Origin of the sequence: Roseibium sp. MMSF_3412 (assembly GCF_030733265.1) — a bacterium.
Taxonomy (GTDB): domain Bacteria; phylum Pseudomonadota; class Alphaproteobacteria; order Rhizobiales; family Stappiaceae; genus Roseibium.
The window spans coordinates 214,980-238,477 of the sequence record NZ_JASHJI010000004.1; the positions used below are offsets into that span (position 1 = coordinate 214,980).

Below are 23,498 nucleotides of genomic sequence, written 5' to 3' on the forward strand. Positions count from 1 at the left end.
GTCTATCCGGCCGTATCGAGCGTTTCCACCGTGATGCTTTCATTGGTGTAAACGCAGATCTCGGCTGCCACCGCCATCGCCTTTCGGGCGATCGTCTCGGCGTCATAGTCCGTATCGGCCAGTGCCCGGCCCGCCGCCAGGGCGTAGTTGCCCCCGGAACCGATACCCATCACGCCGCCTTCCGGTTCCAGCACATCGCCGGTCCCGGTCAGGACAAGTGAGACGTTCTTGTCGGCTACCAGCATCATCGCTTCCAGGCGGCGCAGATAGCGGTCCGTCCGCCAGTCCTTGGCCAGTTCGACACAGGCGCGCATCAGCTGGCCCGGGTATTGTTCCAGTTTCGCTTCCAGGCGCTCGAACAAGGTGAAGGCGTCGGCAGTCGCACCCGCAAATCCGGCGATCACTTCGCCCTTTGCAAGCGGCCGCACCTTGCGTGCGGAGTGCTTGATGACCGTCTGGCCGAGTGACACCTGGCCATCACCGGCGATCACCACCTTGCCGCCCTTGCGCACCATCATGATCGTCGTCCCGTGCCACTGGGCCGGTTCGCGCGTTTCGCTCATTCATTCCTCTTGGGTTTGTTAAGCTTCTTCGTTGTTTTCAATGCTGCCGCCCTATGTAGGCGGCCTTTTGGTCTTTTCCAAGAAATCAATTCATCTCAACGGAGGCCGCTCTCTTCCGGGAGACATCAGAGCGAATGCGATATTTCCACTCTGGTCATTCTCAGGAGTGCTTCGATAAGCTTGTCGAGCTGGCCGCTGACCCGGTCCTCGGTCAACTCGTCCTTGTCGTCAAAGGCAACCGAGGCCTTGGGCACGGACACCATCTGCGGCAGCACGAATGCACCCAGCCCCACTTCCAGGATGGTACGCATGCCGATGAGACCACGCAGGCCCCCAAAGCCACCGGGCGACGCAGCACCAAGAGCGAACACCTTGTTCCTGTAGGGCTCGCCAGGCTCCTTGACGCGGCTGATCCAGTCGAGCGTGTTTTTCAGGAGCGGCGTGATGCCGGCATTGTATTCCGGGCACGCGAGAAACACCCCGTCGTGGCCGACAAAGAGACGATGCAGCCGTTTGGCATTTTCAGGCACGCCGTTGTCCGCCTCGTGATCGCCGTCATAGATCGGCAGCGGGTATTCCTTGAGCGAAAGATGCGTCACATCGGCATCGAGGATCGACAACCGCTTTGCGACCAGCGCCGCCAGCTTGGTGTTGTGTGACCCGCCGCGGACCGAACCTGAACAGACAATTATCCTCGGATTGCGCATCAAGAGACCCTTTTCGAACAGGAGTGGCCTAGGAGACCACCTTGATATGGCAAACCGTGAGCGCTTATCCAGCCTTTCCACCCGAAAAGCTGCCGCAAAGGGCGCGCATTGCGCCACCTCGGCATTTTGCGGACCCGATCGCCGTGGTCTTCGCCCATTTCGGCAAGCAGCTCCGCCTGCAACTGTTTCATGCAGTCGACAAGGCGGCTCAGGCAAGCCATGTCGATGGTGCCGATCGCAATCGGGGTGCGGTGCCGAAAACCAGCGTTGGTGTGCTCAATGCCCTTTTCTGTACACCCAGACGCGCGCAGGGGGCAGGTTTTTCCAGATCCATTCCGATGTATGGACGGACACGGCCCGGCTTTCGGGCGTAACGGGCATGACGAGGCCGTAGGAAAACTGAATGAACGGAGCACCGGGTTTCAGCAAAGTCAGTGCTTCCCTCAAGAGTTTCCTGCGAACAGCCTCCGGGCGGGTGAGCAGCGGAAGGGAAGACACGATGCCATCAAGCGAATGACCGGTGTGTTTCTCGTCTGAAAGAAAGCCTCCAGCGGAGCTGAGCGTTTCTTCAAGTGCGTAGGCATCGCCCTGCAGGACCGGGAGGCCCGGGTACCGGTGGCTCAGCATTTCGCAGAATTCGGCGCTGTACTCAATCAGGTTCAGTTGGCCGTGCGAAAAACCGCGTTCGAACAACGCCCGTGTCACCGCACCGGTTCCCGGTCCGAGTTCGACGACGCGCGTGTGTGGGCGGGGGACAAGATAGGACGCCATTTTCGCGGCAAGGTCGGGACCAGACGGAGCAACAGCCCCGGTTCTCAGGGGGTTTTGCGCCCAGGACCGTATGAATTTCATTTCGTCGAGGACCCTGGCACGAACGGCAGCAGCCTTGTCCAGTTTCTCGCGAAGACGCTCAACATGAATACTGTTGCGTTTCAGCATGTTACCTCACCGACCCCCAGAATCGGAATATAGAGCTGCCGGTAGGGAATTGCTATAGACAGGCGCACGGAATGCGTCGGTCAGGTGCCCAGGTTGTCGATAAAGTCCTTCACCTTGGAGAAAAACCCTGCGGATTCCGGGTGGTTTTCGCCCGAAGATTCTTTCTCGAATTCCGCAAGAAGTTCTCTCTGCCGGCGCGTCAGGTTTGTCGGTGTCTCGACCGTGACCTGAATGTACATGTCGCCATGCTGGCTGGACCGCATCACCGGCATGCCCTTGCCGCGCAGACGGAACTGCTTTCCGGTCTGCGTTCCTTCCGGAACCTTCACGCGGCTCGTGCTGCCCTGAACGGTCGGAACGTCGAACTGGCCGCCAAGGGTTGCGGTCGACATGGAGATCGGAACACGGCAGTAAAGGTCCGCCCCGTCGCGCTGGAACAGGTCATGCGGCTTGATGGAGAGGAAGATATAGAGATCGCCCGCGGGGCCGCCGCGCACGCCAGCTTCGCCTTCTCCGGCAAGGCGGATGCGGGTGCCGTCCTCGATGCCGGCGGGAATGTTTACCGACAGGGTCCGTTCCTGTGTTTTCCGGCCGGTGCCGCTGCAACTTTCGCAAGGGTCGGTGATCACCTGTCCCTTGCCCTGACATGTCGGACAGGTGCGTTCCAGCGTGAAGAAGCCCTGTGCCGCGCGCACCCGGCCGGAGCCGCCGCAGGTCCGGCAGGTCGTCGGGCTTGTACCCGGTTTGGCACCGGACCCGGAACAGGTGTCGCAGGTGACGCTGGTCGGCACCTCGATCTCGACCGTCTTTCCGGTAAAGGCATCTTCCAGGGTGATGTCCAGATTGTAGCGCAGGTCGGCGCCGCGTTCCCGGCCGCCGGACCGGCGGCCGCCTCCCATGCCGAAGAATTCTTCGAAGATATCGGACATGGTGGATGAGAAGTCGTGTGCACCGGCACCGCCGCCGCCGCCAAAACCGCCATTTTCAAAAGCTGCATGACCGAAGCGGTCATAAGCGGCACGTTTCTGACCGTCCTTCAGGGTGTCGTAGGCTTCGTTGACTTCCTTGAACCTGGCTTCGGCCTCGCCGTCACCGGGGTTCCTGTCGGGGTGATACTGCATTGCCATCTTGCGGTAAGCGCTCTTCAGCGCTTTTTCGTCCGCGTCGCGTGATACGCCCAGCACCTCATAGAAATCACGTTTGGACATCAAGATCTCTCGGTCTTGTTGTTGCGCCGATGGCTGCCAGGATCATTGCGGCGCCAATTACGGCGAAAGCGCCGGACACGAGCGTCCGAAATATCGGACAGACCTGCGACCGGCGCCAAAATTGAACAGCCAGCCGGAGCACCGGCTGGCTGCTGTTTCGTGGTTTAAGCGGACTTCTTGTCGTCTTCGTCTTTGACTTCTTCGAAATCCGCGTCGACAACGTCGTCTTCGGCTTCAGAGGCTGCTTCCTCGCTGCCTCCGTCTTCCGCCTCGGCGTCGGCCTGGGCTGCCTGATACATGGCCTCGCCCAACTTCATCGATGCTTCGGCGAGCGCCTGCGTCTTGGCCTTGATGTCTTCAAGGTCTTCGCCTTCAAGCGCGGACTTCAGGGCTGCAAGAGCGCTTTCGATCGCAGACTTGTCCTCTTCGGAAACCTTGTCGCCGTAATCCGAAAGCGACTTCTCGGTGGAGTGCACGAGAGACTCGCCCTGGTTCTTGGCTTCAACCAGTTCCTTGCGCTTCTTGTCTTCATCCGCGTGCGATTCAGCATCCTTGATCATCTGATCGATGTCGCTGTCGCTGAGACCACCGGAGGCCTGGATACGGATCTGCTGTTCCTTGCCGGTGCCCTTGTCCTTGGCGGACACGTTGACGATACCGTTGGCATCGATGTCGAAGGTGACCTCGATCTGCGGCACGCCGCGCGGCGCCGGGGGGAGACCGACCAGGTCGAACTGGCCGAGGACCTTGTTGTCCGCCGCCATTTCACGCTCACCCTGGAAGACCCGGATCGTCACTGCCGTCTGGTTGTCTTCAGCGGTAGAAAACACCTGGCTCTTCTTGGTCGGGATCGTCGTGTTGCGGTCGATCAGGCGGGTGAAGACACCACCAAGCGTCTCGATACCCAGCGACAGCGGGGTCACGTCGAGAAGCAGAACGTCCTTGACGTCGCCCTGCAGGACACCGGCCTGGATCGCTGCGCCCATGGCGACAACTTCATCCGGGTTCACACCCTTGTGCGGGTCCTTGCCGAAGAAGGTCTTCACGGTTTCCTGGATCTTCGGCATACGGGTCATGCCGCCGACCAGAACCACTTCGTCGATTTCACCGGCAGCAAGACCTGCGTCTTTCAGGGCCGCTTTCATCGGGGCAATGGTCCGTTTGACCAGATCTTCCACGAGCGACTCGAACTTTGCACGGGTCAGCTTGAGCGTCAGGTGTTTCGGACCCGATGCATCGGCCGTGATGAAGGGCAGGTTGATTTCAGTCTGGGACGAGGACGACAGTTCGATCTTGGCCTTTTCCGCAGCTTCCTTCAGACGCTGCAGAGCAAGCTTGTCGTTTTTCAGATCGATGCCCTGGTCCTTCTTGAATTCGGCCGCGAGATAGTCGACCAGAACCATGTCGAAGTCTTCACCACCGAGGAAGGTGTCGCCGTTGGTGGACTTCACTTCGAAGACACCGTCGCCGATTTCCAGGATGGAGACGTCGAACGTGCCACCACCAAGGTCGTAAACCGCGATGGTCTTGCCGTCGTTCTTTTCCAGACCGTAGGCAAGCGCTGCCGCAGTCGGCTCGTTGATGATGCGCAGAACCTCAAGACCGGCGATCTTGCCGGCATCCTTGGTGGCCTGACGCTGGGCGTCGTTGAAATACGCCGGAACGGTGATGACCGCCTGGGTCACCGTTTCACCGAGATAGCTCTCGGCCGTTTCCTTCATCTTCTGCAGGATGAAGGCGGAGACCTGCGACGGCGAATACTTGTCGCCGTTGGCTTCCACCCACGCGTCGCCGTTGTCGGCCTTGACGATTTCGAACGGGACGAGCTTCTTGTCCTTGTCAACCGTCGGGTCGTCATAGCGGCGCCCGATCAGGCGCTTGACAGCGAACAGCGTGTTTGTGGGATTTGTAACCGCCTGGCGCTTCGCGGGCTGGCCAACCAACCGCTCACCGTCGTCGGAGAACGCCACCATCGAAGGTGTGGTGCGCGCGCCTTCTGCGTTTTCGATAACTTTGGAATCCTTGCCGTCCATGACGGCGACGCACGAGTTGGTCGTGCCGAGGTCGATACCAATGACCTTTGCCATATGTGCCTCTCTTTCTAGCAAACCGGATAGACCCATGAAGGCGTCAGTCCGGCTCCTCTCACTTGGGTTCCGGGAGGTCCCGGACAATGCGCCAGAGCGAATGCTCGGGATTTGGCGCAAAGCTTGACCGCTATATAGGTGGATGAAACATTACCTGCAAGACATGTGAGCGATGACAATGCCCTGTGCTGGTGGATAAATCCGCCGGATGGTTACTTCGCGTGCCCAGATCGCAATCAGGCACCTCCATCCATGTGTTCCGTCCCGGTTTGCAATTGGTTCAGCCTTTCGCCCTAAGGTCGCGGTGAAGACCCTTACCGCTCCCGAGGAGGCCCCGTGCAAGACCCTGAGCTGTGGAAGCGCATAAGCGAATGTCATCCCGACGATGTGGAAGCCGATTTTCCGTTCTCAAAGCGCCTTGCGCGGGACAACCGCTGGACCCATGACTTTGCCCTGAACGTGATCAAAGAATATCAGCGCTTTGCTTATCTCTGCCGGCTGAAGTCCGGCATGGTGACGCCGAGCGACGAGGTTGACCAGGCCTGGCACCTGCACCTGACATATACGCGTCATTACTGGGGCGCATTCAAAGACGCGCTGGGTGGCGCTCTGCACCACATGCCGACCAAGGGTGGCGCCGGACAGGCTGCCCTCTTCCGGGAGGCCTATGAGAAATCCCTGGATCTCTACCGGACTGAATTCGGCTCAGAGCCGCCGGCCGATATCTGGCCGCCCGCCGACATCCGCTTCGGCAAGGCCCCCCACTTTCAGCGGATCAACACGCAGGATGTCTGGATCCTTCAAAAACCGGCCGCGCCGCGATGGGTTTTGCGAATTGCCCGGCAATTGAGATCCGTTCCCGCGCGTGCCTATGGTGCGCTTGTCTCCCTTATTGCGCTTCTGTTCGGCACCGGGCTCGCCTTTGCCCATGGCCAGCCGGCCGGCGACACTTTTCTCGAGAAGATGCGCAACATGGTCTGGCACTGGGCGAGCGAGCACACCGCATGGTTCGTGATCGCGATCGTCGTCCTCATCATCGCGATCCGGGCCATTCTCAACAAGGCATCGGGAAATGCGTCCGGCTGCGGCGCAGGCTGCGGTGCCGGAGATGGCGGCGGCGGTGGGTCCGGCTGCGGAGGCTGCGGCGACTGAGGAACTCCTGTATGAAGACAGCATGCAGGATATTCCGATCAATGGCCTGACCGGCCTTTCCTATCTCCCGGGTTATTTCGACCGCGAAGTGCAGCAAGATCTTCTTGAAGAGATCCGCGCGCTTGTCGCGGACGCCCCACTCTATCAGCCCGTGATGCCGAAGACGGGCAAACCGTTCTCGGTCCGGATGAGCAATTGCGGACCGCTTGGCTGGGTCTCGGATATCAACGGCTACCGCTATCAATCCACGCACCCGGACACCGGAGAAGCGTGGCCTGATATACCACCCGTTCTGATGTCACTTTGGCGCGATCTGGCGCCACAGGCGCCACTTCCCGAAGCCTGCCTGATCAATTTTTACGAGACGGGAGCAAAGATGGGGCTGCATCAGGACCGGGACGAAAAAACCTTCGACGCGCCGGTCGTATCGGTCTCTCTCGGCGACACGGCAACCTTCCGGGTCGGCGGGCTCAAGCGAAACGATCCGACCAGATCCTTCCGCCTGCAATCCGGCGACGTTGTGGTTCTGGGCGGCGATGCCCGCCTCGCCTTTCACGGCATCGACCGGGTTCTGAAAGGAACGTCCACGCTGTTGAAGAACGGCGGACGGATCAACCTGACCCTGAGGCGGGTGACGCGGCCGGCTTGACGACGCCTGCCCTGCATCCGGTTATCCGGCGGTTTACCGCTCAGATCGCGAGATAGGTCAGAACCAGCGCGCAGGCGGCAATCACCCAGAGGGCAACACGTCCGGAGCGTGTGTGCCGCGCTTCCGCCCGGCCGATGGCCTCTGCGGTCTGGGCGTCGAAACGCAATCCGTCACGGGTCATGTTTTCCAGGGCCTCGGACATGTGGCCGATCCGATCAGCAAAGATCGGCAGGTCGTTCGCGGCTCTTGTGAGCGCGGACACGACATCGCCGGCATCGCGCAGCTTGCCAACCGGTCCCAGATGTTCCTTGATCCAGTTGCCGACAACCGGCTCGGCCGTCCGCCACATGTCGAGATTCGGATTGAGCGAACGCGCCACCCCTTCGACCACGACCATGGTTTTCTGCAGCATGATCAACTGCGTCTGGGTGCGCATATCGAACAGCTCGGTCACCTCGAACAGCTGGGTCAAAAGCCGCGCCATGGAAATCTCGCTGGCGTCATGACCGTGAATGGGCTCGCCGATCGCCCGGATCGCCTGAGCGAACATGTCGACGTCCTGGTTTGACGGGACATAACCGGCCTCGAAATGCACCTCCGCAACGCGCCGGTAATCGCGCGTGATGAAGCCGAACAGGATCTCGGCCAGGAACCTGCGCTCGCGCTTGTTCAGCCGGCCGGTGATGCCGAAATCAACCGCGACCAGCGTGCCGTCTTCCTGAACGAACAGATTGCCCTGATGCATATCGGCATGAAAGAAGCCGTCGCGCAGGGTATGACGAAGGAAACTCTGGATCACGGCGGCACCCAGTGCCTCCAGGTCATGACCGTCCTCGATCAGGCCGTCGACATCCGACATCTTGCGGCCGTCGATCCATTCCATCGTCAGGACGCCCTTTGCCGTTTCCAGCCATTCCACGGAGGGAACGCGAAAACCCGGGTCGTTTGCCGTGTTTTCCGCCATTTCCGAAAGCGCCGCCGCTTCCAGGCGGAAGTCCATCTCGATGGCGACCGACTGGGCAAGCGTGTCGACCACAGCGACCGGACGCAGGCGGCGGGAGGGCGCGTGAAAGCGTTCGGCAAGACGCGCGACAAGATAGTAGCTTTCCAGATCTCGCTGGAACCGTCGCGAGACGCCGGGCCGCAACACCTTGACCGCAACCTTCTTCCGCGTGCCGTCGCTGCGTTGGATGACAGCGGGATGCACCTGCGCAATGGATGCGGCCGCAACGGCCTCGCCGAACTCGGCAAAAATCTCGTCAACCGGATGCCCGAGCTGTTCGGCAATCGCCGCCCTGGCGTCCTCGTGATCGAAGGCGGGCAACCGGTCCTGCAGCGCGGAGAGTTCGCGCGCAGCGTCCTTGCCGACGACATCGGCGCGTGTCGCCAGGAACTGGCCCAGTTTCACATAAGACGGGCCCAGCTTGTTGAGCGCATCCGACAGGCGAAGCTCGGCGCTCTTGTCCTTGACGGCACGCCGTTCAAGCAGGCGCGCAAGTGCGATACCCAGACGTGGTCCAGGCGGCAGGTCCGGCAGGGAGACCAGGCCGAAAACGCCCTCGCGCGCCATCACGAACCCGGCCCGCACGAGGCGGAAGAAAGGCATCACCGGCATAAGTCAGAATTTCCAGCCGTGATGCAGGGCCGCGATACCGCCTGAGTAGTTCCGGTATCCGACGCGCTCGAAACCGGCATCCCGGATCATGTCCGCAAACCTTTCCTGGCTTGGAAACTTTCGGATCGATTCAACAAGATACTGATAAGGGTCGGCATCGCCGGTCACCCATCTGCCGATCGGCGGGATCGCGTTGAAGGAGAAGGCGTCATAGACCTTGTCGAGACCCGGCACGTCGACCTCGGAGAACTCAAGGCAGAGGAACCGTCCGCCGCGTTTGAGAACCCGGCGGGCCTCGCGCAGCGCCCTGGGAATGTCCGGCACGTTGCGGATCCCGAACGCGATCGTGTAGGCATCGAAGCATTTGTCCGGAAAGGGGAGCTCTTCGGCATTGCCCTGAGAAAAGGTGATCAGGTCCTCAAGTCCCGCCTTTGCGGCCCGGTCCCGCCCGACGGACAACATGGAGTCGTTGATGTCGCAGACGACGGCAGTCACGGCCTCGTTCGACTTGCGCACGACGCGGGTGGCAATGTCACCCGTCCCTCCGGCCACGTCCAGCAGGCGCCAGCCTGACTGCGGCGTCTTCGGCGGTGCCAGATAGGACACCATTGCGTCTTTCCAGACCCTGTGAAATCCGCCGGACATCAGATCGTTCATCAGGTCGTAGCGTTCCGCCACCTTGTGAAAGACATCGTCGACCAACAGCTGCTTCTGCCCTTCGGCGACCTTGGAAAACCCGAAGCTGGTCGGCATGTCCTCCGGCGACCGGCCGGGGCCTCCCGCTTGCCTGTTAGCCTGTTGCGTCATGAATGCGCCTCCTGGCGGGTGCTGTCTCGAATTTGCTTCAAATCGCGCCGGACAATAGTACAAGCACTTAACAAGCGCTATCTTTCCCGGACACGAAAAGCCATTTGCCGCAGGGCTATAGCGCGCAACAGACGAAGACACCAGTGGGAGACATTCGCAAATGCCCGAATTGCCGGAGGTCGAAACGGTCAAACGGGGTCTGGCGCCAACCTTCGAAGGGGCTCAGATCGTGTCGGTCGACCAGAATCGACCGGATCTCAGATTTGCGTTTCCGGACGGGTTCGTGTCCCGCCTCACCGGGCAAACCGTCTCCGCGCTGTCCCGGCGCTCGAAATATCTGCTTGCGGATATCGACAGCGGCGACGTCCTGGTCATGCATCTTGGCATGTCAGGGTCGTTCCGGATTGAAAACGGTGTCCTGGACGAAACGCCCGGAGCCTTCGAACACGCGCGAAACAGGGATACCAAGCACGATCACGTGGTGTTTCACCTGGAAGGCCCGACCCGCGAGCGCGCGCGCATCATCTATAATGACCCGCGCAGATTTGGTTTCATGGATCTTGTTCCGCGCGAACACCTGGCCGACCACCCCCTGTTCCGGGATCTCGGGCTGGAGCCGCTCGGCAACGACCTGAGCGGCGATGCGCTGGCACGGCTGTTCAAGTACCGGAAGACACCGTTGAAGGCCGCCCTTCTCAATCAGAAACTCATTGCAGGCCTCGGCAACATATATGTGTGTGAGGCGCTGTGGCGCAGCGGGCTGAGCCCGCTCCGGCCCGCCGGATCGCTTGTGACAAAAACCGGCAAACCCACTAAAAAGGCAAACCTTCTTGCGGCCAACATCCGGGAAACGCTGCACGACGCCATCAAGGCAGGCGGCTCTTCCCTGCGCGATCATGCCCGGACCGACGGGACGCTCGGGTATTTCCAGCACTCCTTTGCCGTTTACGGCCGCGAGGGGGAGCCCTGCCGGACCAACGGCTGCAGGGGCACCGTCAGCCGTATCGTCCAGTCCAACCGCTCGACGTTCCACTGCCCGTCCTGCCAGACCTGACCAGCGCAAACGCGCGCGCAACCTTCCACCTTTTGCCAACCTTGCCAGACCGGCCCCGGGTCGGTTAGGCATGTCGCGTAACACTGACAGGTGCTGGCACTGGGAGCAGGCGAAATGGGATACAAGAACATCCGTGTCGAAAAACGTGGCAAGGTCGGCCTTATCACGCTCGACAGGCCGAAAGCCTTGAATGCGCTGAATTCGGAACTGATTGCCGAACTTGGTACCGCACTCGACGGCTTCGATGAGGACGAACGCATCGGCTGCGTTGTCGTTACCGGCTCGGAAAAAGCCTTTGCCGCCGGCGCCGATATCAAGGAAATGCTGCCGCACGACTTCTCGTCCGCCTATCAGACAGACCTGATCACGCCGTTCGACCGGGTGTCGCGGAACCGCAAACCGATCATCGCCGCCGTTGCCGGATATGCACTTGGCGGGGGATGCGAACTGGCGATGCTGTGCGATTTCATCATTGCGGCCGATACAGCAAAGTTTGGCCAGCCCGAGATTACGCTGGGTGTGATCCCCGGTGCCGGCGGCACACAGCGGCTGACGCGCTTCGTCGGCAAGTCGAAGGCCATGGAAATGGTGCTGACGGGACGCATGATGGACGCCGAGGAAGCTGAACGCAGCGGCCTCGTCAGCCGGATCGTTCCGGCAGATGACCTCCTGGAGGAGGCGCTGAAGGTGGCCGAGAAAATCGCCGAGTTTTCTCTGCCCGTCGTCATGATGGCAAAGGAAAGCGTCGACCGGGCCTACGAAACAACGCTTTCGGAAGGCGTCCGCTTCGAACGCCGTGTCTTCCAGGCGATGTTTGCACTTGAGGATCAGAAAGAGGGAATGACCGCGTTTTCGGAGAAGCGCGCGCCCCAGTTCCGCAACAAATAATCTTGGCAGTTGCCTGGATAAAGCCGTTGACGGCGGCTCAAAGCGCGATTATAAGCAGCGCCCAATCGGTGGCGGTCTTCCGCCGCCTTTGTTTTTTGATCGGGTCTTAACGCCGATGCGCTTGGATCCCGATCGCCACCGGACACTAGTCCCAATTACCGATCAGGATTGAGCCCATGGCCAACACACCATCGGCCAAGAAGGCGGCCCGCAAGATTGCCCGCCGGACGGCCACGAACAAAGCACGCCGCAGCCGTGTGCGCACCTACCTGCGCCAGGTTGAAGAAGCAATCGCTTCCGGCGACCAGGCAGCGGCAAGCGAAGCCTTCAAGGCAGCCCAGCCGGAAATCATGCGCGCCGCATCCAAGGGCGTCATGCACGCCAATACGGCGTCCCGGAAGGTTTCCAGGCTCAACGCTCGCATCAAGGCACTCAGCGCCTGAATCGCAGCGTCATCAGAGCGTTAAAAAGACCCGGCAGCGATGCCGGGTTTTTTTTAGCCATGCAATTTTGTGGATGACTTCTTTTTGCATTTTTCGCGTTCCCTATCGTGAATTTTACCAGCCAACACGCTGACATAAAAATTTGTTTTTAATCAATATGTTACAGACATGTAGGAATCAGAAAACTCAATCGAACCGGATTCGATACGAGTCAATAGATCCTATTTGAAAATTTTTTTGAAATGGCGGTTTTTGGATTGTGACAGTGCGCTCAAGGGCAAAAAGTTATTGCCGCAAAAAGCATTTGCCGCTTCACCCACAACAGGCAAAAAATCTCTGACGTTGGGGCAAAATCGAGGCTTTTCCGGAAATCGTCAAAAGTCGCTGTTGCCCCCTCTGAATCCGTCTGTATATTAGGGACACGGCTGGCGACGAAGACCAGCATTGAACGTAAAAACGGTGCTTGGAACGAACATGAATAAGTCTAAACGATGTATAGCTGAGCACGCGGTTTCCAGATCGTGGATTGGATACATGTATGTATTCGATTCACAGGGTTCTTAGTTCATTTCCGAACTGACTCTCAACTTCGACATTGTTGGCAATACTTTAAGTCGATAGCACTTTGCTATCGGAGGGGGCATCTTTGCAAAGCGTGGGTGGTTACGCTGGAAACGTAACGTCGCAAGAGGCGTTTGACGCACTCTCCGGGCATGCTGATGCAGTACTCGTTGACGTGCGCACGCAGGCCGAATGGTCCTTTGTCGGCGTGCCGGATCTCCGCCCGATCGAGAAGGAAGCGATGCTGGTGGAGTGGCAGAGCTTTCCCTCTTCCGGGCCGAATCCCGGGTTCGCAAATGCAGTCGCGAACCACCTTTCGAAAAAAGGGCTTGACCTGAACGCCCCAATCTATTTCTTGTGCCGCTCCGGTGCCCGGAGCCAGGCGGCAGCAATAGCCCTGACCCAAGCCGGGTACACACAGTGTTTCAACATCTCTGACGGGTTTGAAGGGCCGCTGGACGCGGATCGTCATCGCGGCACACAGTCCGGCTGGAAGGCCGCCGGGTTGCCCTGGATTCAGAGTTAGTTTCCCTTCGATATGACGGGAAGCGGCGGCAGGCGTGAAACTGCCGCCAACGAAATAACCGTCCCAAAAGGGACAAAATAAGGCTGCAAAAGCAGCAAGGCGTCGAAGATCGGCTGTGGCGGACCGGTCTTCATGAAACAGGAGGCAAATGATATGCAGGTTCAGGAGGCCGGTGGCTCCGAACATTGGAAGCGGGTAAAGAAACAGCTTCGCGCCGAATTGGGCGATGACGTTTTTACCAGCTGGTTTGCACGCGTGGACCTTGAGGAACACCAGGACGGCACGGTGCGGCTGTCTGTTCCGACCCGGTTCCTGAAGCAATGGATTCAAAACAACTACAATGACCAGCTTATGGGTCTTTGGCAGCGTGAATGCGACAACGTTCATCGCATTGAGCTGACGGTGCGGGGCGCGATCCGCCCCCGGCAGACCCCGGTTGCACAGCCAGGCCTGGCGGCTCCGAGCGGTGTCAAAGCCATCAGTGCCGACGGCCGGGCAGACACGCTCGGCGACGCGTCGCAGGTGACGCGCGCTCAAGCGGCGACAGCGGCGCTTGGACGCGGCGACACCAGTGCCGACAGTGCGCGCGACGTGCTGCAGGGCGCTGCGCTTGACCCGAAATACACGTTCGAAACATTTGTCGAGGGCGAGTCGAACAATCTGGCTCTCGCGGCGGCACGGCAGGTCGCCGCCGGCGGCACCGTCACGTTCAACCCGCTTTATCTTCATGCGTCAGTCGGGCTTGGCAAAACCCACCTGATGCAGGCGGTCGCCGCCAAGGCGCGGGCGAACGGACACAAGGTGCTTTACCTCACGGCCGAACACTTCATGTACAAGTTCGTGGCGGCGCTGAAATCCCAGTCGGCACTGGCCTTCAAGGACACGTTGCGCACGATCGACCTGCTGCTGATCGACGACATGCAGTTCCTGCACGGAAAGCAGGTCCAGCAGGAGTTCTGCCATACTCTCAATGCGCTCATTGACGGCGCCCGGCAGGTCATCGTGGCTGCCGACCGTGCACCTTCCGAGCTCGACACCCTAGACGACCGCGTGCGGTCCCGCCTCTCGGGCGGCCTGGTTGTCGGCATACAGGAGCCGGATTTCACGCTTCGCCGCAACATCCTGCTTTCCCGCGTCGAGACAGCGCAAAAATCCTATCCGCAATTCGCCGTGCCCGACAGCGTTCTGGACTATGTCGCCCGCCACGTTGCGTCCTCCGGCCGGGACCTTGAAGGCGCGCTCAACCGCCTGATCGCGCATAACCAGCTGACCAATCAGCCGATCACGCAGGAAATGGCTGAAATGACCCTGCGCGACCTGGTGCGGTCCAGCGAACCGCGCCGCGTCAAGATCGAGGACATCCAGCGCGTCGTCTCCAAGCATTACAACGTTACCAAGGCAGATCTCCTGTCCGCCCGCCGCACCCGGACGATCGTGCGTCCGCGGCAGATCGCCATGTATCTGGCAAAGGTGATGACCCCCCGGTCGCTGCCCGAAATCGGACGCCGGTTCGGAAACAGGGACCACACAACGGTGCTTCACGCGGTGCGCAAGATCGAGGAACTGGCGCGGGCGGACTATGCCCTGGCCCAGGAGCTCGAGCTGCTGAAACGCATGCTGGACGCCTGACCGCATCACTGCACGATTTTCAGTCGAAATCGGGGGCGTTCCGCGTGGACGCCCCCTTGCTTTTGACGACGGTTAAGGGCAGTGTCTTCCCCCCGCTCCCGGTGGGAGCGCACATGTCCAGATTGGTCGGGCGAATTGGCCCGACATTTCACGAGCACGGAAGAAGCGTATGAAAGCGACCCTCGAGCGGACCGATCTCCTCAAGTCCCTGACGCACGTTCACCGGGTGGTCGAGCGGCGTAACACCATTCCCATCCTGTCCAACGTCCTCCTGCGCGCCGACGGAAACGCGATCAATCTCAAGGCGACCGACCTGGATCTCGAGATTGTCGAATCCGTACCGGCCATGGTTGAAATGCCCGGCGCGACGACTGTTCCCGCTCACATGTTCTACGACATCGTCCGCAAGCTGCCGGAGGGGTCGCAGGTTGTCCTTGAGACCACGGGCGACAACGCGACGCTGGAAATACGGGCGGGCCGTTCGAAATTCACGCTGCAGATGCTGCCGGAGACCGATTTCCCGGACCTGACCGCCGGCGACTTCAGCCACGGCTTCGCGCTCGGTGCGGCCGATATCCGCAAGCTGATCGACACCACGCAATTCGCGATCTCGACCGAGGAAACCCGGTATTATCTCAACGGGATCTACCTGCACACCGTCGATGCCGCAAACGGCCAGCAGTTTCGCGCCGTGGCGACAGACGGGCACCGTCTGGCGCAGGCCGAAGTCATCGCTCCGCAGGGCGCTTCCGGGATGCCCGGGATCATCGTGCCGCGGAAGACGGTCGGCGAAATGCAGAAACTGCTGGAAGACCCGGAAGCGAACGTTCAGATCGAACTGTCGGAAACCAAGATCCGGATCACCACCGGGTCCATTATCCTCACGTCGAAGCTGATCGACGGCACGTTTCCGGACTACGGGCGGGTCATTCCGCAGAACAACGACAAGGAAATGCGGGTCGACCGGGACGAGTTCAAGGAGGCGGTCGATCGTGTTTCGACGATTTCCTCCGAGCGCGGGCGCGCAGTCAAACTGTCGCTCGACGAAGGCCGGATGGTCCTGACCGTCAACAACCCGGATTCGGGCAGCGCAACCGAGGAACTGGCGGTCGAATACGACGCAGAGCCGCTCGAAATCGGCTTCAATTCCCGCTACCTGCTCGACATCGCAAATCAGCTTGGCAGCGACACAGCCCTGTTCCGCCTTGCCGATTCAGGTTCGCCGACACTGATCCAGGACAATACGGTCGAAGACTGCCTGTTCGTCCTCATGCCAATGCGTGTCTGATCCCGGGAACGGAAGCGGAAGCTGAACGATGAGCGCATTCAGGACGGCGAGAGTGACACGCCTGTCCCTGACCGACTTCCGCAACCATGAAAGACTGTCGCTTGATGTCGCCTCGACCATGGTTGCGCTTGTCGGTGCCAACGGGGCCGGCAAAACCAACGTGCTGGAAGCCGTCTCCTTTCTGACAGCAGGCCGCGGCCTGCGCCGCGCAACGCTCGCGGACATTGCCCGGACCCCGGGTCCGGGCAGTTGGAGCGTTGTCGCGACAGTTGAACTCGACGGACTGGAAACGAAGCTTGGCACAGGACTTGTCGAAGGCGCGAGCGGACGGAAGGTCCGCATTGACGGCGAGGATGTGCGCGGCTCGGAGACGCTGCTGGACTATGTGCGCGTGCTCTGGCTGGTGCCCGCCATGGACGGCCTTTTCACCGGCCCGGGCTCGGACCGGCGCCGGTTCCTCGACCGGCTGACGCTGTCGGTCGACCCCGGCCACGGGCGCCGGGTCAGCAACTTTGAAACGGCCTTGCGCCAGAGGAACAAGCTCCTGGAACAGGGGGGGACGGAGACTTTCCTCACGGCCCTGGAACAGCAGGTCGCGGAGCTGGGCACGGCCGTCTCCATCGCCCGCCAGGAAACGGTTGATCTTCTGGCCCAGACGGTTGCCGAGCAGAAAACGCAGAGCCAACCGTTTCCGCACGCTTCGCTTGACCTGGACGGGGCGTTCGAGCGCGACACGGCCGGAATGAACGCGGCGGACCGTGAAGAGCATTACCGCGCTTTGCTGGCAAACGGGCGGGCAAGAGACCGCGCGGCCGGACGCACGCTCAACGGCCCGCATCTCAGCGACCTCAAGGTCCGTCATGCGGCCAAGGACATGCCCGCCGCGCTCGCCTCCACGGGAGAACAGAAGGCACTCCTGATCGGGCTGATCCTCGCCCATTGCGAACTCACCGCAAAGGTCAGCGGCATGACGCCCCTTCTGCTCCTTGACGAGGTCGCCGCGCATCTCGATCCGGACAGGCGGGCGGCCCTCTTTTCCAAGCTCGTCCTGCTGGGCGGGCAGGTCTTCATGACGGGCACCGACCAGTCCCTCTTCGAAGCCCTGCCGGCGGAGGCCCAGATCCTTGAAATCGGCAGTGGCGAAGCCCGGCAGATCACACCTGCTCCAACCTCATAAAACCGCCTGAATCTTGTGGTTTTCCACCATAATCGTTTCGCTGGCTTCACCATGGGCCGCGTGCGGTTGAACACCCCGGGGAACCCCGTATAACGGGGTGATAACAGACAAACCGATTGGTGATTGATTCGCATGAGCGACACGTCCACGTCAGAGCCTATTCCGACCCCTGAAACCGACAACGGTGCCGAATATGGAGCGGACTCCATCAAGGTCCTCAAGGGGCTTGATGCAGTGCGCAAGCGCCCGGGCATGTATATCGGCGACACGGATGACGGATCCGGCCTGCACCACATGGTCTACGAGGTGGTCGACAACGCCATCGACGAAGCGCTGGCCGGGCATGCCGACCACGTGACGGTGACGCTCAACCCGGACGGTTCCGTGACCGTGTCCGACAACGGCCGCGGCATCCCGACCGACCTTCACCCCGAAGAGGGCGTGTCAGCAGCCGAGGTCATCATGACCCAGTTGCACGCGGGCGGGAAGTTCGACCAGAATTCCTACAAGGTTTCCGGCGGTCTGCACGGTGTCGGCGTTTCGGTGGTGAACGCGCTCTCGACCCGGCTCGATCTCAGGATCTGGCGCGACGACAAAGAACATTTCATGAGTTTCGCCCATGGCGAGGCACAGGGATCGCTTGCAGTGGTCGGACCGGCCAACGGCAAGAAGGGGACGGAAGTCACGTTCCTGCCTTCGCCCGAAACCTTCAGCAAGACGGAATTCGATTTCAACACGCTTGAGCACCGCCTGCGCGAACTGGCGTTTCTGAACTCCGGTGCGCGCATCATCCTGACGGACAAGCGCGGCGTTGAAGATGTTGTCGAGGAACTCTTTTACGAGGGCGGTCTCGAGGCTTTCGTGCGCTATCTCGACCGGGCCAAGCACCCGCTGATCGAAGACCCGATCACGATGAAGGCCGAGAAGGACGGCATCACCGTGGAAGCGGCCATGTGGTGGAACGACAGCTACCATGAGCAGGTTCTGTGTTTTACCAACAACATTCCGCAGCGCGATGGCGGCACGCACCTTGCCGGGTTTCGCGCAGCCTTGACGCGCCAGGTGACCGGCTATGCGGAAGCGACCGGCCTGATGAAAAAGGAAAAGGTCTCGCTGTCCGGCGACGACTGCCGCGAAGGCCTGACCTGCGTCCTCTCCGTGAAGGTGCCCGATCCCAAATTCTCCTCGCAGACCAAGGACAAGCTGGTTTCCTCGGAGGTCCGGCCCGTTGTGGAGAACCTGATCGCGCAGACGCTCAATGACTGGCTGGAAGAAAACCCGGCTCCGGCCAAGGCGATTGTCTCCAAGGTCGTCGAGGCGGCCTCGGCACGCGAGGCGGCCCGCAAGGCGCGCGAACTGACGCGGCGCAAGGGAGCGCTCGACGTTGCTTCCCTGCCCGGCAAACTCGCGGACTGCCAGGAACGGGATGCGTCCAAGGCCGAACTCTTCCTGGTGGAGGGTGACTCGGCGGGCGGCTCGGCCAAGCAGGGCCGGCACAGGGAAAACCAGGCAGTGCTGCCGCTGCGCGGCAAGATCCTCAACGTGGAACGCGCCCGCTTCGACAAGATGCTTTCCTCCAACGAAATCGGCACGCTGATCACCGCGCTCGGCACCGGGATCGGCAAGGAAGAGTTCAATATCGAGAAGCTTCGCTACCACAAGATCATCATCATGACCGATGCGGATGTCGACGGCGCCCACATCCGGACGCTGCTGCTGACCTTCTTCTTCCGGCAGATGCCCGAACTCATCGACAACGGCTATGTCTATATCGCGCAGCCGCCGCTCTACAAGGTGAAGCGCGGCCAGTCCGAGCAATACCTCAAGGATCAGCCCGCCCTGGAAGACTACCTGATCGCGCAGGGCCTCGACGAGGCATCGCTCACGCTTGCAAACGGTGAGGTCCGCACGGGGCAGGATCTTCACAACGTCGTTGAAGGCGCGCGCAAGATCGCCGAAATCTTCGACGGCCTGCATTCACGCTATAATCGCGATGTCGTCGAGCAGGCCGCTATCGCGGGTGCGTTGAATACCGAAATCCTGAACGACCGTGCCAAGGCCGAAGAGGCTGCCGCCTATATCGCCCGCCGCATGGACATCCTTGCCGATGAATTCGAACGCGGCTGGACAGGCGTTGCCCAGGACGACGGCAGCCTGGTCTTCCGGCGCACGGTGCGCGGTGTCGAGGAAGCCGCGACGATCGACGCGGCTTTGCTCGACAGCGCCGATGCACGCAGGCTCGCCGCCTATGCGGACCATCTCAACGAGGTTTACGGCAAGGCGGCGGTGCTGCGCCGCAAGGACGTGCCGACCGAGATCCGCGGCCCCAGGGCCCTGCTCGATCATGTCTACAGCTTCGGCCAGAAGGGCATTTCGCTGCAGCGCTACAAGGGTCTGGGAGAAATGAACCCGGAACAGCTCTGGGAAACGACACTCGACCCGAATGTCCGCTCCCTGCTTCAGGTGAAAATCAAGGAGGCGGACGACGCCGACGACATCTTCACCAAGCTTATGGGCGACGAAGTGGAGCCGCGCCGGGAATTCATCCAGGACAACGCGCTGAGCGTGGCGAACCTGGATATCTGATCCTTGTCGGGAAGCGCATAAAGTTTCGCCGCGCGCGTAAAATTTCGCGAGGCGGCGAAGCGGTTTCCATCTGAATTCATAAATTAAAATAACTCAGGCGGAAACAAACACCCTGCCTAAATTGCCGCGGCATGAGTTTCCCCTCGACAAGGATCGAGATTTCGGATTTCCAATCGATCCGGAAATCGGGCTCCTGCCAATGCACGCTGTTCGCTGAACAAGCGCCGGGTTCGGCCCGAAGCGGGCCTTGAACCCTCCGTCAACGGACACCCGTTTGCGCCGCATTCCGATCTTTGAGAGCAACTTTGCCTAGTCTTGAAAGCCCTTGGGTCTTGCAAACGCCTGTCGTTTGGCCATATTTCGCGTTCACTAAGAGATGCTTGTTGTGCAGCTGATTCAATCGCTGACATCCCGGGATGAACAGGAAACGGTTTTTGGTCCGATTGACGGTGACAAAGAAGCTGGTCTGGCGAAGGTTCCTGACGGGCGTTGTTTGCATGTGCTTGTGTGTCTGGACCACTGTTCCGTCCGCGTCTCATACGCCGAAGATCCTGGAAACCGTCCAGGAACATCTCCAGTTGATTGAAGACCACGGCCATTCCCACGGGTTCGAAATCGATCTGCTTTGGGCCATGCACGGCCATCAGCACGACCTTGCGGACCATGACCACAACACTGCCGTGCTGGTGAAGTCCGGCCCGAAATCACCGCATGTGTTTGATACCTCGTCCTGGCGGCTGCCTGTCAGCGACGCGAAATCCGCGCTCACATCCCCGCCGAAACGTCCTCCAAGGGGCTAACAGATCGCCCGGTTCGGGCTCGCCAGAAATCTGTTACTCACTTGGAAGGACCTAATGAAGTCTTGTTCAATCACGGGGCACACCAGGCTGTCGCACGCCTTTGCTGTCGCCCTTTCACTCCTGCTTCTGTGTTTTGCCGCAGGCATCCAGACAGCTGCCGCGCATGATGTAACCCCGGGCGACGCGGGCTACATCCAGGAGATCTGGGGTGTTCACATCATCCCGTTCATCTATCTCGGGGCCAAGCACATGGTCACCGGATATGACCACATTCTGTTCCTGTTGGGGGTCGTCTTCTTTCTCTACAAGATGAAGGATGTGGCCATTTATGTGAGCCTTTTTGCACTCGGCCATTCAATCACCATGCTGCTCGGCGTGTGGTATGGCTGGGGCATCAACGCCTACATCATTGATGCAATCATCGGCCTGTCAGTGGTCTACAAGGCGCTCGACAACCTCGGCGCCTTCCAGACATGGCTGGGTTTCCAGCCGAACACCAAGGCCGCAACGTTCATCTTCGGATTGTTCCACGGGACAGGCCTAGCCTCCAAGATTCTGGAATACAAGATCTCGCCGGATGGCCTCCTGGCCAATCTGCTCGCCTTCAACGTCGGCGTTGAGGTTGGACAGCTTCTCGCCCTGTTCGTGATCCTCATTGTCATGGGATACTGGCGTAAAAGCCCAAACTTCATGCATCAGGCCAAGATCGCGAATATCATCATGGTTTTCCTCGGCGTGCTGCTGACCTATCAGCAGATCGCCGGTTACATCGCCAGCACGGCATGATTGGAGAGAGCAATGTACAACGCACCCCAACCCAAACTCGAAGACCTGCCGAGCAACCGGCAGCTCCGCCGCATGTCGATCATTGCCGCCATCGGTGCCACTGCGATTGGCGTCATGGTCTACCTCCCTGCTGAATATGGCATCGACCCGACGGGCGTCGGCAATATTCTCGGTCTCACCGAAATGGGTGAGATCAAGCAACAACTGGCGGACGAAGCGGCCGAAGACGAAAAGCTGCATGGCGCGGAAGGTTCGTCGTCGCTCATTGACGATGTCTTTGGCCTGTTCGTCTCGACAGCACACGCGCAAGGGGCGTGGACCGACGAGGTGACCTTCACGCTTGAACCCGGTGCCTACACCGAAATCAAGGCCACCATGGAGAAAGGCGCGACGCTGACCTACGCATGGACGGCCGAAGGCGGACGGATCAACTTTGATCTGCACGCCCATGCAGGCGGCGAGAATGTCACCTACGAAAAAGGCCGCGGCCAGACCTCCGGCGAAGGCAGCTTCGAGACACCCTTCGCAGGGGACCATGGCTGGTTCTGGCGGAACCGCGACAAGACAGCAGTCTCGGTGACGCTGAAGCTGCGCGGCGACTACAGCGGCATCGTTCGTAGCGACTAGGGACAATGCCACGCGCCTGTTTCGGCGGATGCGTGGCACATCCCTGATTTGTTCGAATGTGTTGAGGCCGTCAGGCCGCCTGCCGTAACGCCCCGCAGCGGTGCACTTCCAGGCTGACATGCACGATGCCAAGGTTGTCCGGGATCAGAGCCTTGTAATGGCTCGGGCTCTGGGGATTGTCACTGACAATCACGATCTCGGCGGCATACTGGCTTTGCCCGATTGACCAAACGTGAATATCAGCGATCCGGTCGCTGTCATCGGCGAGCAGGGATTTGCGCAGTTTCTCGACCTTCGGTTCCTCCGCCTGCCAGTCCAGCAGCACCTTCGCCGACATGCGCAGCAGCCCCAGGGACCAGTGAGCCACCAGTGCAGCCCCGATGATACCCATGATCGGGTCCAGCCATGCGGCACCGGCATATTTGCCCGCCAGCAATGCGATGATCGCGAGCAAGGATGTCAGCGCGTCGGCGAGGACATGAAGGTAAGCAGCCCTCAGATTATGATCCTTGTGGAGTTCAGAGGCCGTCTCATCTTCATCGTGATGATGGTGGTGGTGGTCATGCCCATGGTGGTGATGGTCGTGATGATGCCCATGCCCGTGTCCGTGTCCGTGATCGTGATCGTGATGATGATGAGGCGTAGAAGCTAGGAGCCAGGCGCTCGCGCCGTTTACGGCAAGACCCAGCACAGCCACGAGGATCGCCTGGTCGAAGCTGATCGCGACCGGATTGAAAAGGCGTTCACCGCTTTCCACTGCCATCACGACAGCAAACCCGCCAAGGAGTATGGCGCTTGCAAACGCCGCCAGGCTGTTGACCTTCCCTGTTCCGAACGAGAACCGCCGGTCACTTGCATGCCGCCGGGCATAAACATAAGCGGCGACGCTGATCCCCAGGGCAGCGGCATGGCTTGCCATGTGAAGACCGTCTGCCAGCAACGCCATGGAGCCGTAGTAAAGCCCGGCAATAATCTCCACGACCATGAAGACGGCTGTCACAAGCACGATGATCAGCGTCCGCCGTTCACCCGGGCGCGCCTTGTCCTGCCCGAAAACATGGTCGTGGGTCCAGGACGACATGTCGTGTTTGTGCATTTGAGATTTCTCCCGTGATTCGTTCGAACAAGGCTATGACGACGCCAATCCCACGCCACTTCAGGCGATCTGGAGATCCCTAGCACAAAAGCGGGAAACCTGCCCTTCTGAACGAAGTACGAAGCCGACATCCGCATGCACCGCACCCAATGCCCGCTCCCTGCCCACCCTGTGAATTCGATGCCTTGCACGACCGGCCCTTTTCCGCGCTGGCGAGACGTTTTGCGCGCCGGTGTGTTGCTCACCTCAAGGGTGGACCAACGATGCCGGAGCGTAAAACGGCCGGACCAAACGAGCGAGGCAACATCTT

At 60.3% G+C, this 23,498-nt stretch carries 21 protein-coding genes; 13 read left to right on the plus strand and 8 right to left on the minus strand.

What is annotated here, in order from left to right; all coding sequences use genetic code 11:
* Positions 1-2 precede the first annotated feature (2 nt).
* The 5 genes from hslV to dnaK form a co-directional block, all read right to left on the minus strand.
* Entirely contained in the window at positions 3-563 is a 561-nt protein-coding gene (gene hslV, locus RBB49_RS09880) for an ATP-dependent protease subunit HslV (RefSeq protein WP_306142581.1), read from the minus strand.
* A 125-nt stretch (positions 564-688) separates the two neighbouring features.
* Entirely contained in the window at positions 689-1,270 is a 582-nt protein-coding gene (locus tag RBB49_RS09885; RefSeq protein ID WP_306142582.1) for an NADPH-dependent FMN reductase, read from the minus strand.
* Between the two features lie 276 nt (positions 1,271-1,546).
* Complete coding sequence (locus RBB49_RS09890) at positions 1,547-2,209, minus strand: class I SAM-dependent methyltransferase (protein WP_306142583.1); 663 nt, start codon at positions 2,207-2,209, stop codon at positions 1,547-1,549.
* 80 nt (positions 2,210-2,289) lie between these two features.
* Entirely contained in the window at positions 2,290-3,417 is a 1,128-nt protein-coding gene (gene dnaJ, locus RBB49_RS09895; protein ID WP_306142584.1) for a molecular chaperone DnaJ, read from the minus strand.
* A gap of 164 nt (positions 3,418-3,581) precedes the next feature.
* Positions 3,582-5,504 (minus strand): molecular chaperone DnaK, encoded by a 1,923-nt coding sequence (gene dnaK, locus RBB49_RS09900; RefSeq protein WP_306142585.1) that lies wholly within the window; start codon positions 5,502-5,504, stop codon positions 3,582-3,584.
* 336 nt (positions 5,505-5,840) lie between these two features.
* On the opposite strand from dnaK, the gene RBB49_RS09905 reads away from it, so the two are divergent.
* The gene (locus tag RBB49_RS09905) at positions 5,841-6,656 is read left to right on the plus strand and encodes a hypothetical protein (protein ID WP_306142586.1); all 816 of its coding nucleotides are present in this window, start codon (positions 5,841-5,843) and stop codon (positions 6,654-6,656) included.
* Positions 6,657-6,678: 22 nt separating this feature from the next.
* Positions 6,679-7,305: an alpha-ketoglutarate-dependent dioxygenase AlkB gene (locus tag RBB49_RS09910; protein ID WP_306142776.1), complete on the plus strand. Its 627-nt coding sequence runs from the start codon at positions 6,679-6,681 to the stop codon at positions 7,303-7,305.
* Between the two features lie 40 nt (positions 7,306-7,345).
* On the opposite strand, the gene ubiB is transcribed toward RBB49_RS09910, so the two are convergent.
* Together ubiB and ubiE are read right to left on the minus strand one after the other, a co-directional pair.
* The gene (gene ubiB / locus RBB49_RS09915) at positions 7,346-8,920 is read right to left on the minus strand and encodes a 2-polyprenylphenol 6-hydroxylase (protein WP_306142587.1); all 1,575 of its coding nucleotides are present in this window, start codon (positions 8,918-8,920) and stop codon (positions 7,346-7,348) included.
* A 3-nt stretch (positions 8,921-8,923) separates the two neighbouring features.
* Positions 8,924-9,673, minus strand: a complete 750-nt coding sequence (gene ubiE / locus RBB49_RS09920) for a bifunctional demethylmenaquinone methyltransferase/2-methoxy-6-polyprenyl-1,4-benzoquinol methylase UbiE (protein WP_306142777.1) — start codon at positions 9,671-9,673, stop codon at positions 8,924-8,926.
* Between the two features lie 214 nt (positions 9,674-9,887).
* Here ubiE and mutM point away from each other — a divergent pair, with 214 nt between their 5' ends.
* From mutM to RBB49_RS09975, 11 genes are all read left to right on the plus strand, one after another.
* Positions 9,888-10,781: a bifunctional DNA-formamidopyrimidine glycosylase/DNA-(apurinic or apyrimidinic site) lyase gene (gene mutM, locus RBB49_RS09925; RefSeq protein WP_306142588.1), complete on the plus strand. Its 894-nt coding sequence runs from the start codon at positions 9,888-9,890 to the stop codon at positions 10,779-10,781.
* Positions 10,782-10,895: 114 nt separating this feature from the next.
* Complete coding sequence (locus tag RBB49_RS09930) at positions 10,896-11,669, plus strand: enoyl-CoA hydratase (RefSeq protein WP_306142589.1); 774 nt, start codon at positions 10,896-10,898, stop codon at positions 11,667-11,669.
* A gap of 176 nt (positions 11,670-11,845) precedes the next feature.
* A complete protein-coding gene (rpsT, locus tag RBB49_RS09935; RefSeq protein WP_306142591.1) occupies positions 11,846-12,112 on the plus strand; it encodes a 30S ribosomal protein S20 in 267 nt (88 codons plus the stop codon).
* 646 nt (positions 12,113-12,758) lie between these two features.
* Positions 12,759-13,199, plus strand: coding sequence for a rhodanese-like domain-containing protein (locus RBB49_RS09940; protein ID WP_306142592.1), 441 nt, complete (start codon positions 12,759-12,761; stop codon positions 13,197-13,199).
* Between the two features lie 153 nt (positions 13,200-13,352).
* Positions 13,353-14,828: a chromosomal replication initiator protein DnaA gene (dnaA, locus tag RBB49_RS09945; RefSeq protein ID WP_306142594.1), complete on the plus strand. Its 1,476-nt coding sequence runs from the start codon at positions 13,353-13,355 to the stop codon at positions 14,826-14,828.
* 169 nt (positions 14,829-14,997) lie between these two features.
* A complete protein-coding gene (gene dnaN / locus RBB49_RS09950; protein WP_306142595.1) occupies positions 14,998-16,116 on the plus strand; it encodes a DNA polymerase III subunit beta in 1,119 nt (372 codons plus the stop codon).
* A gap of 28 nt (positions 16,117-16,144) precedes the next feature.
* The gene (gene recF / locus RBB49_RS09955; protein ID WP_306142596.1) at positions 16,145-17,293 is read left to right on the plus strand and encodes a DNA replication/repair protein RecF; all 1,149 of its coding nucleotides are present in this window, start codon (positions 16,145-16,147) and stop codon (positions 17,291-17,293) included.
* Positions 17,294-17,425: 132 nt separating this feature from the next.
* Entirely contained in the window at positions 17,426-19,879 is a 2,454-nt protein-coding gene (gyrB, locus tag RBB49_RS09960) for a DNA topoisomerase (ATP-hydrolyzing) subunit B (protein WP_306142597.1), read from the plus strand.
* Positions 19,880-20,313: 434 nt separating this feature from the next.
* The gene (locus RBB49_RS09965) at positions 20,314-20,679 is read left to right on the plus strand and encodes a hypothetical protein (protein WP_306142598.1); all 366 of its coding nucleotides are present in this window, start codon (positions 20,314-20,316) and stop codon (positions 20,677-20,679) included.
* 54 nt (positions 20,680-20,733) lie between these two features.
* Positions 20,734-21,465, plus strand: a complete 732-nt coding sequence (locus RBB49_RS09970) for a HupE/UreJ family protein (protein ID WP_306142599.1) — start codon at positions 20,734-20,736, stop codon at positions 21,463-21,465.
* Between the two features lie 12 nt (positions 21,466-21,477).
* Positions 21,478-22,092, plus strand: a complete 615-nt coding sequence (locus RBB49_RS09975; RefSeq protein WP_306142600.1) for a transmembrane anchor protein — start codon at positions 21,478-21,480, stop codon at positions 22,090-22,092.
* Between the two features lie 70 nt (positions 22,093-22,162).
* Here the strand turns inward: RBB49_RS09975 and dmeF are convergent, their stop codons facing one another.
* Positions 22,163-23,188: a CDF family Co(II)/Ni(II) efflux transporter DmeF gene (gene dmeF, locus RBB49_RS09980; RefSeq protein WP_306142601.1), complete on the minus strand. Its 1,026-nt coding sequence runs from the start codon at positions 23,186-23,188 to the stop codon at positions 22,163-22,165.
* Positions 23,189-23,498: the final 310 nt, after the last annotated feature.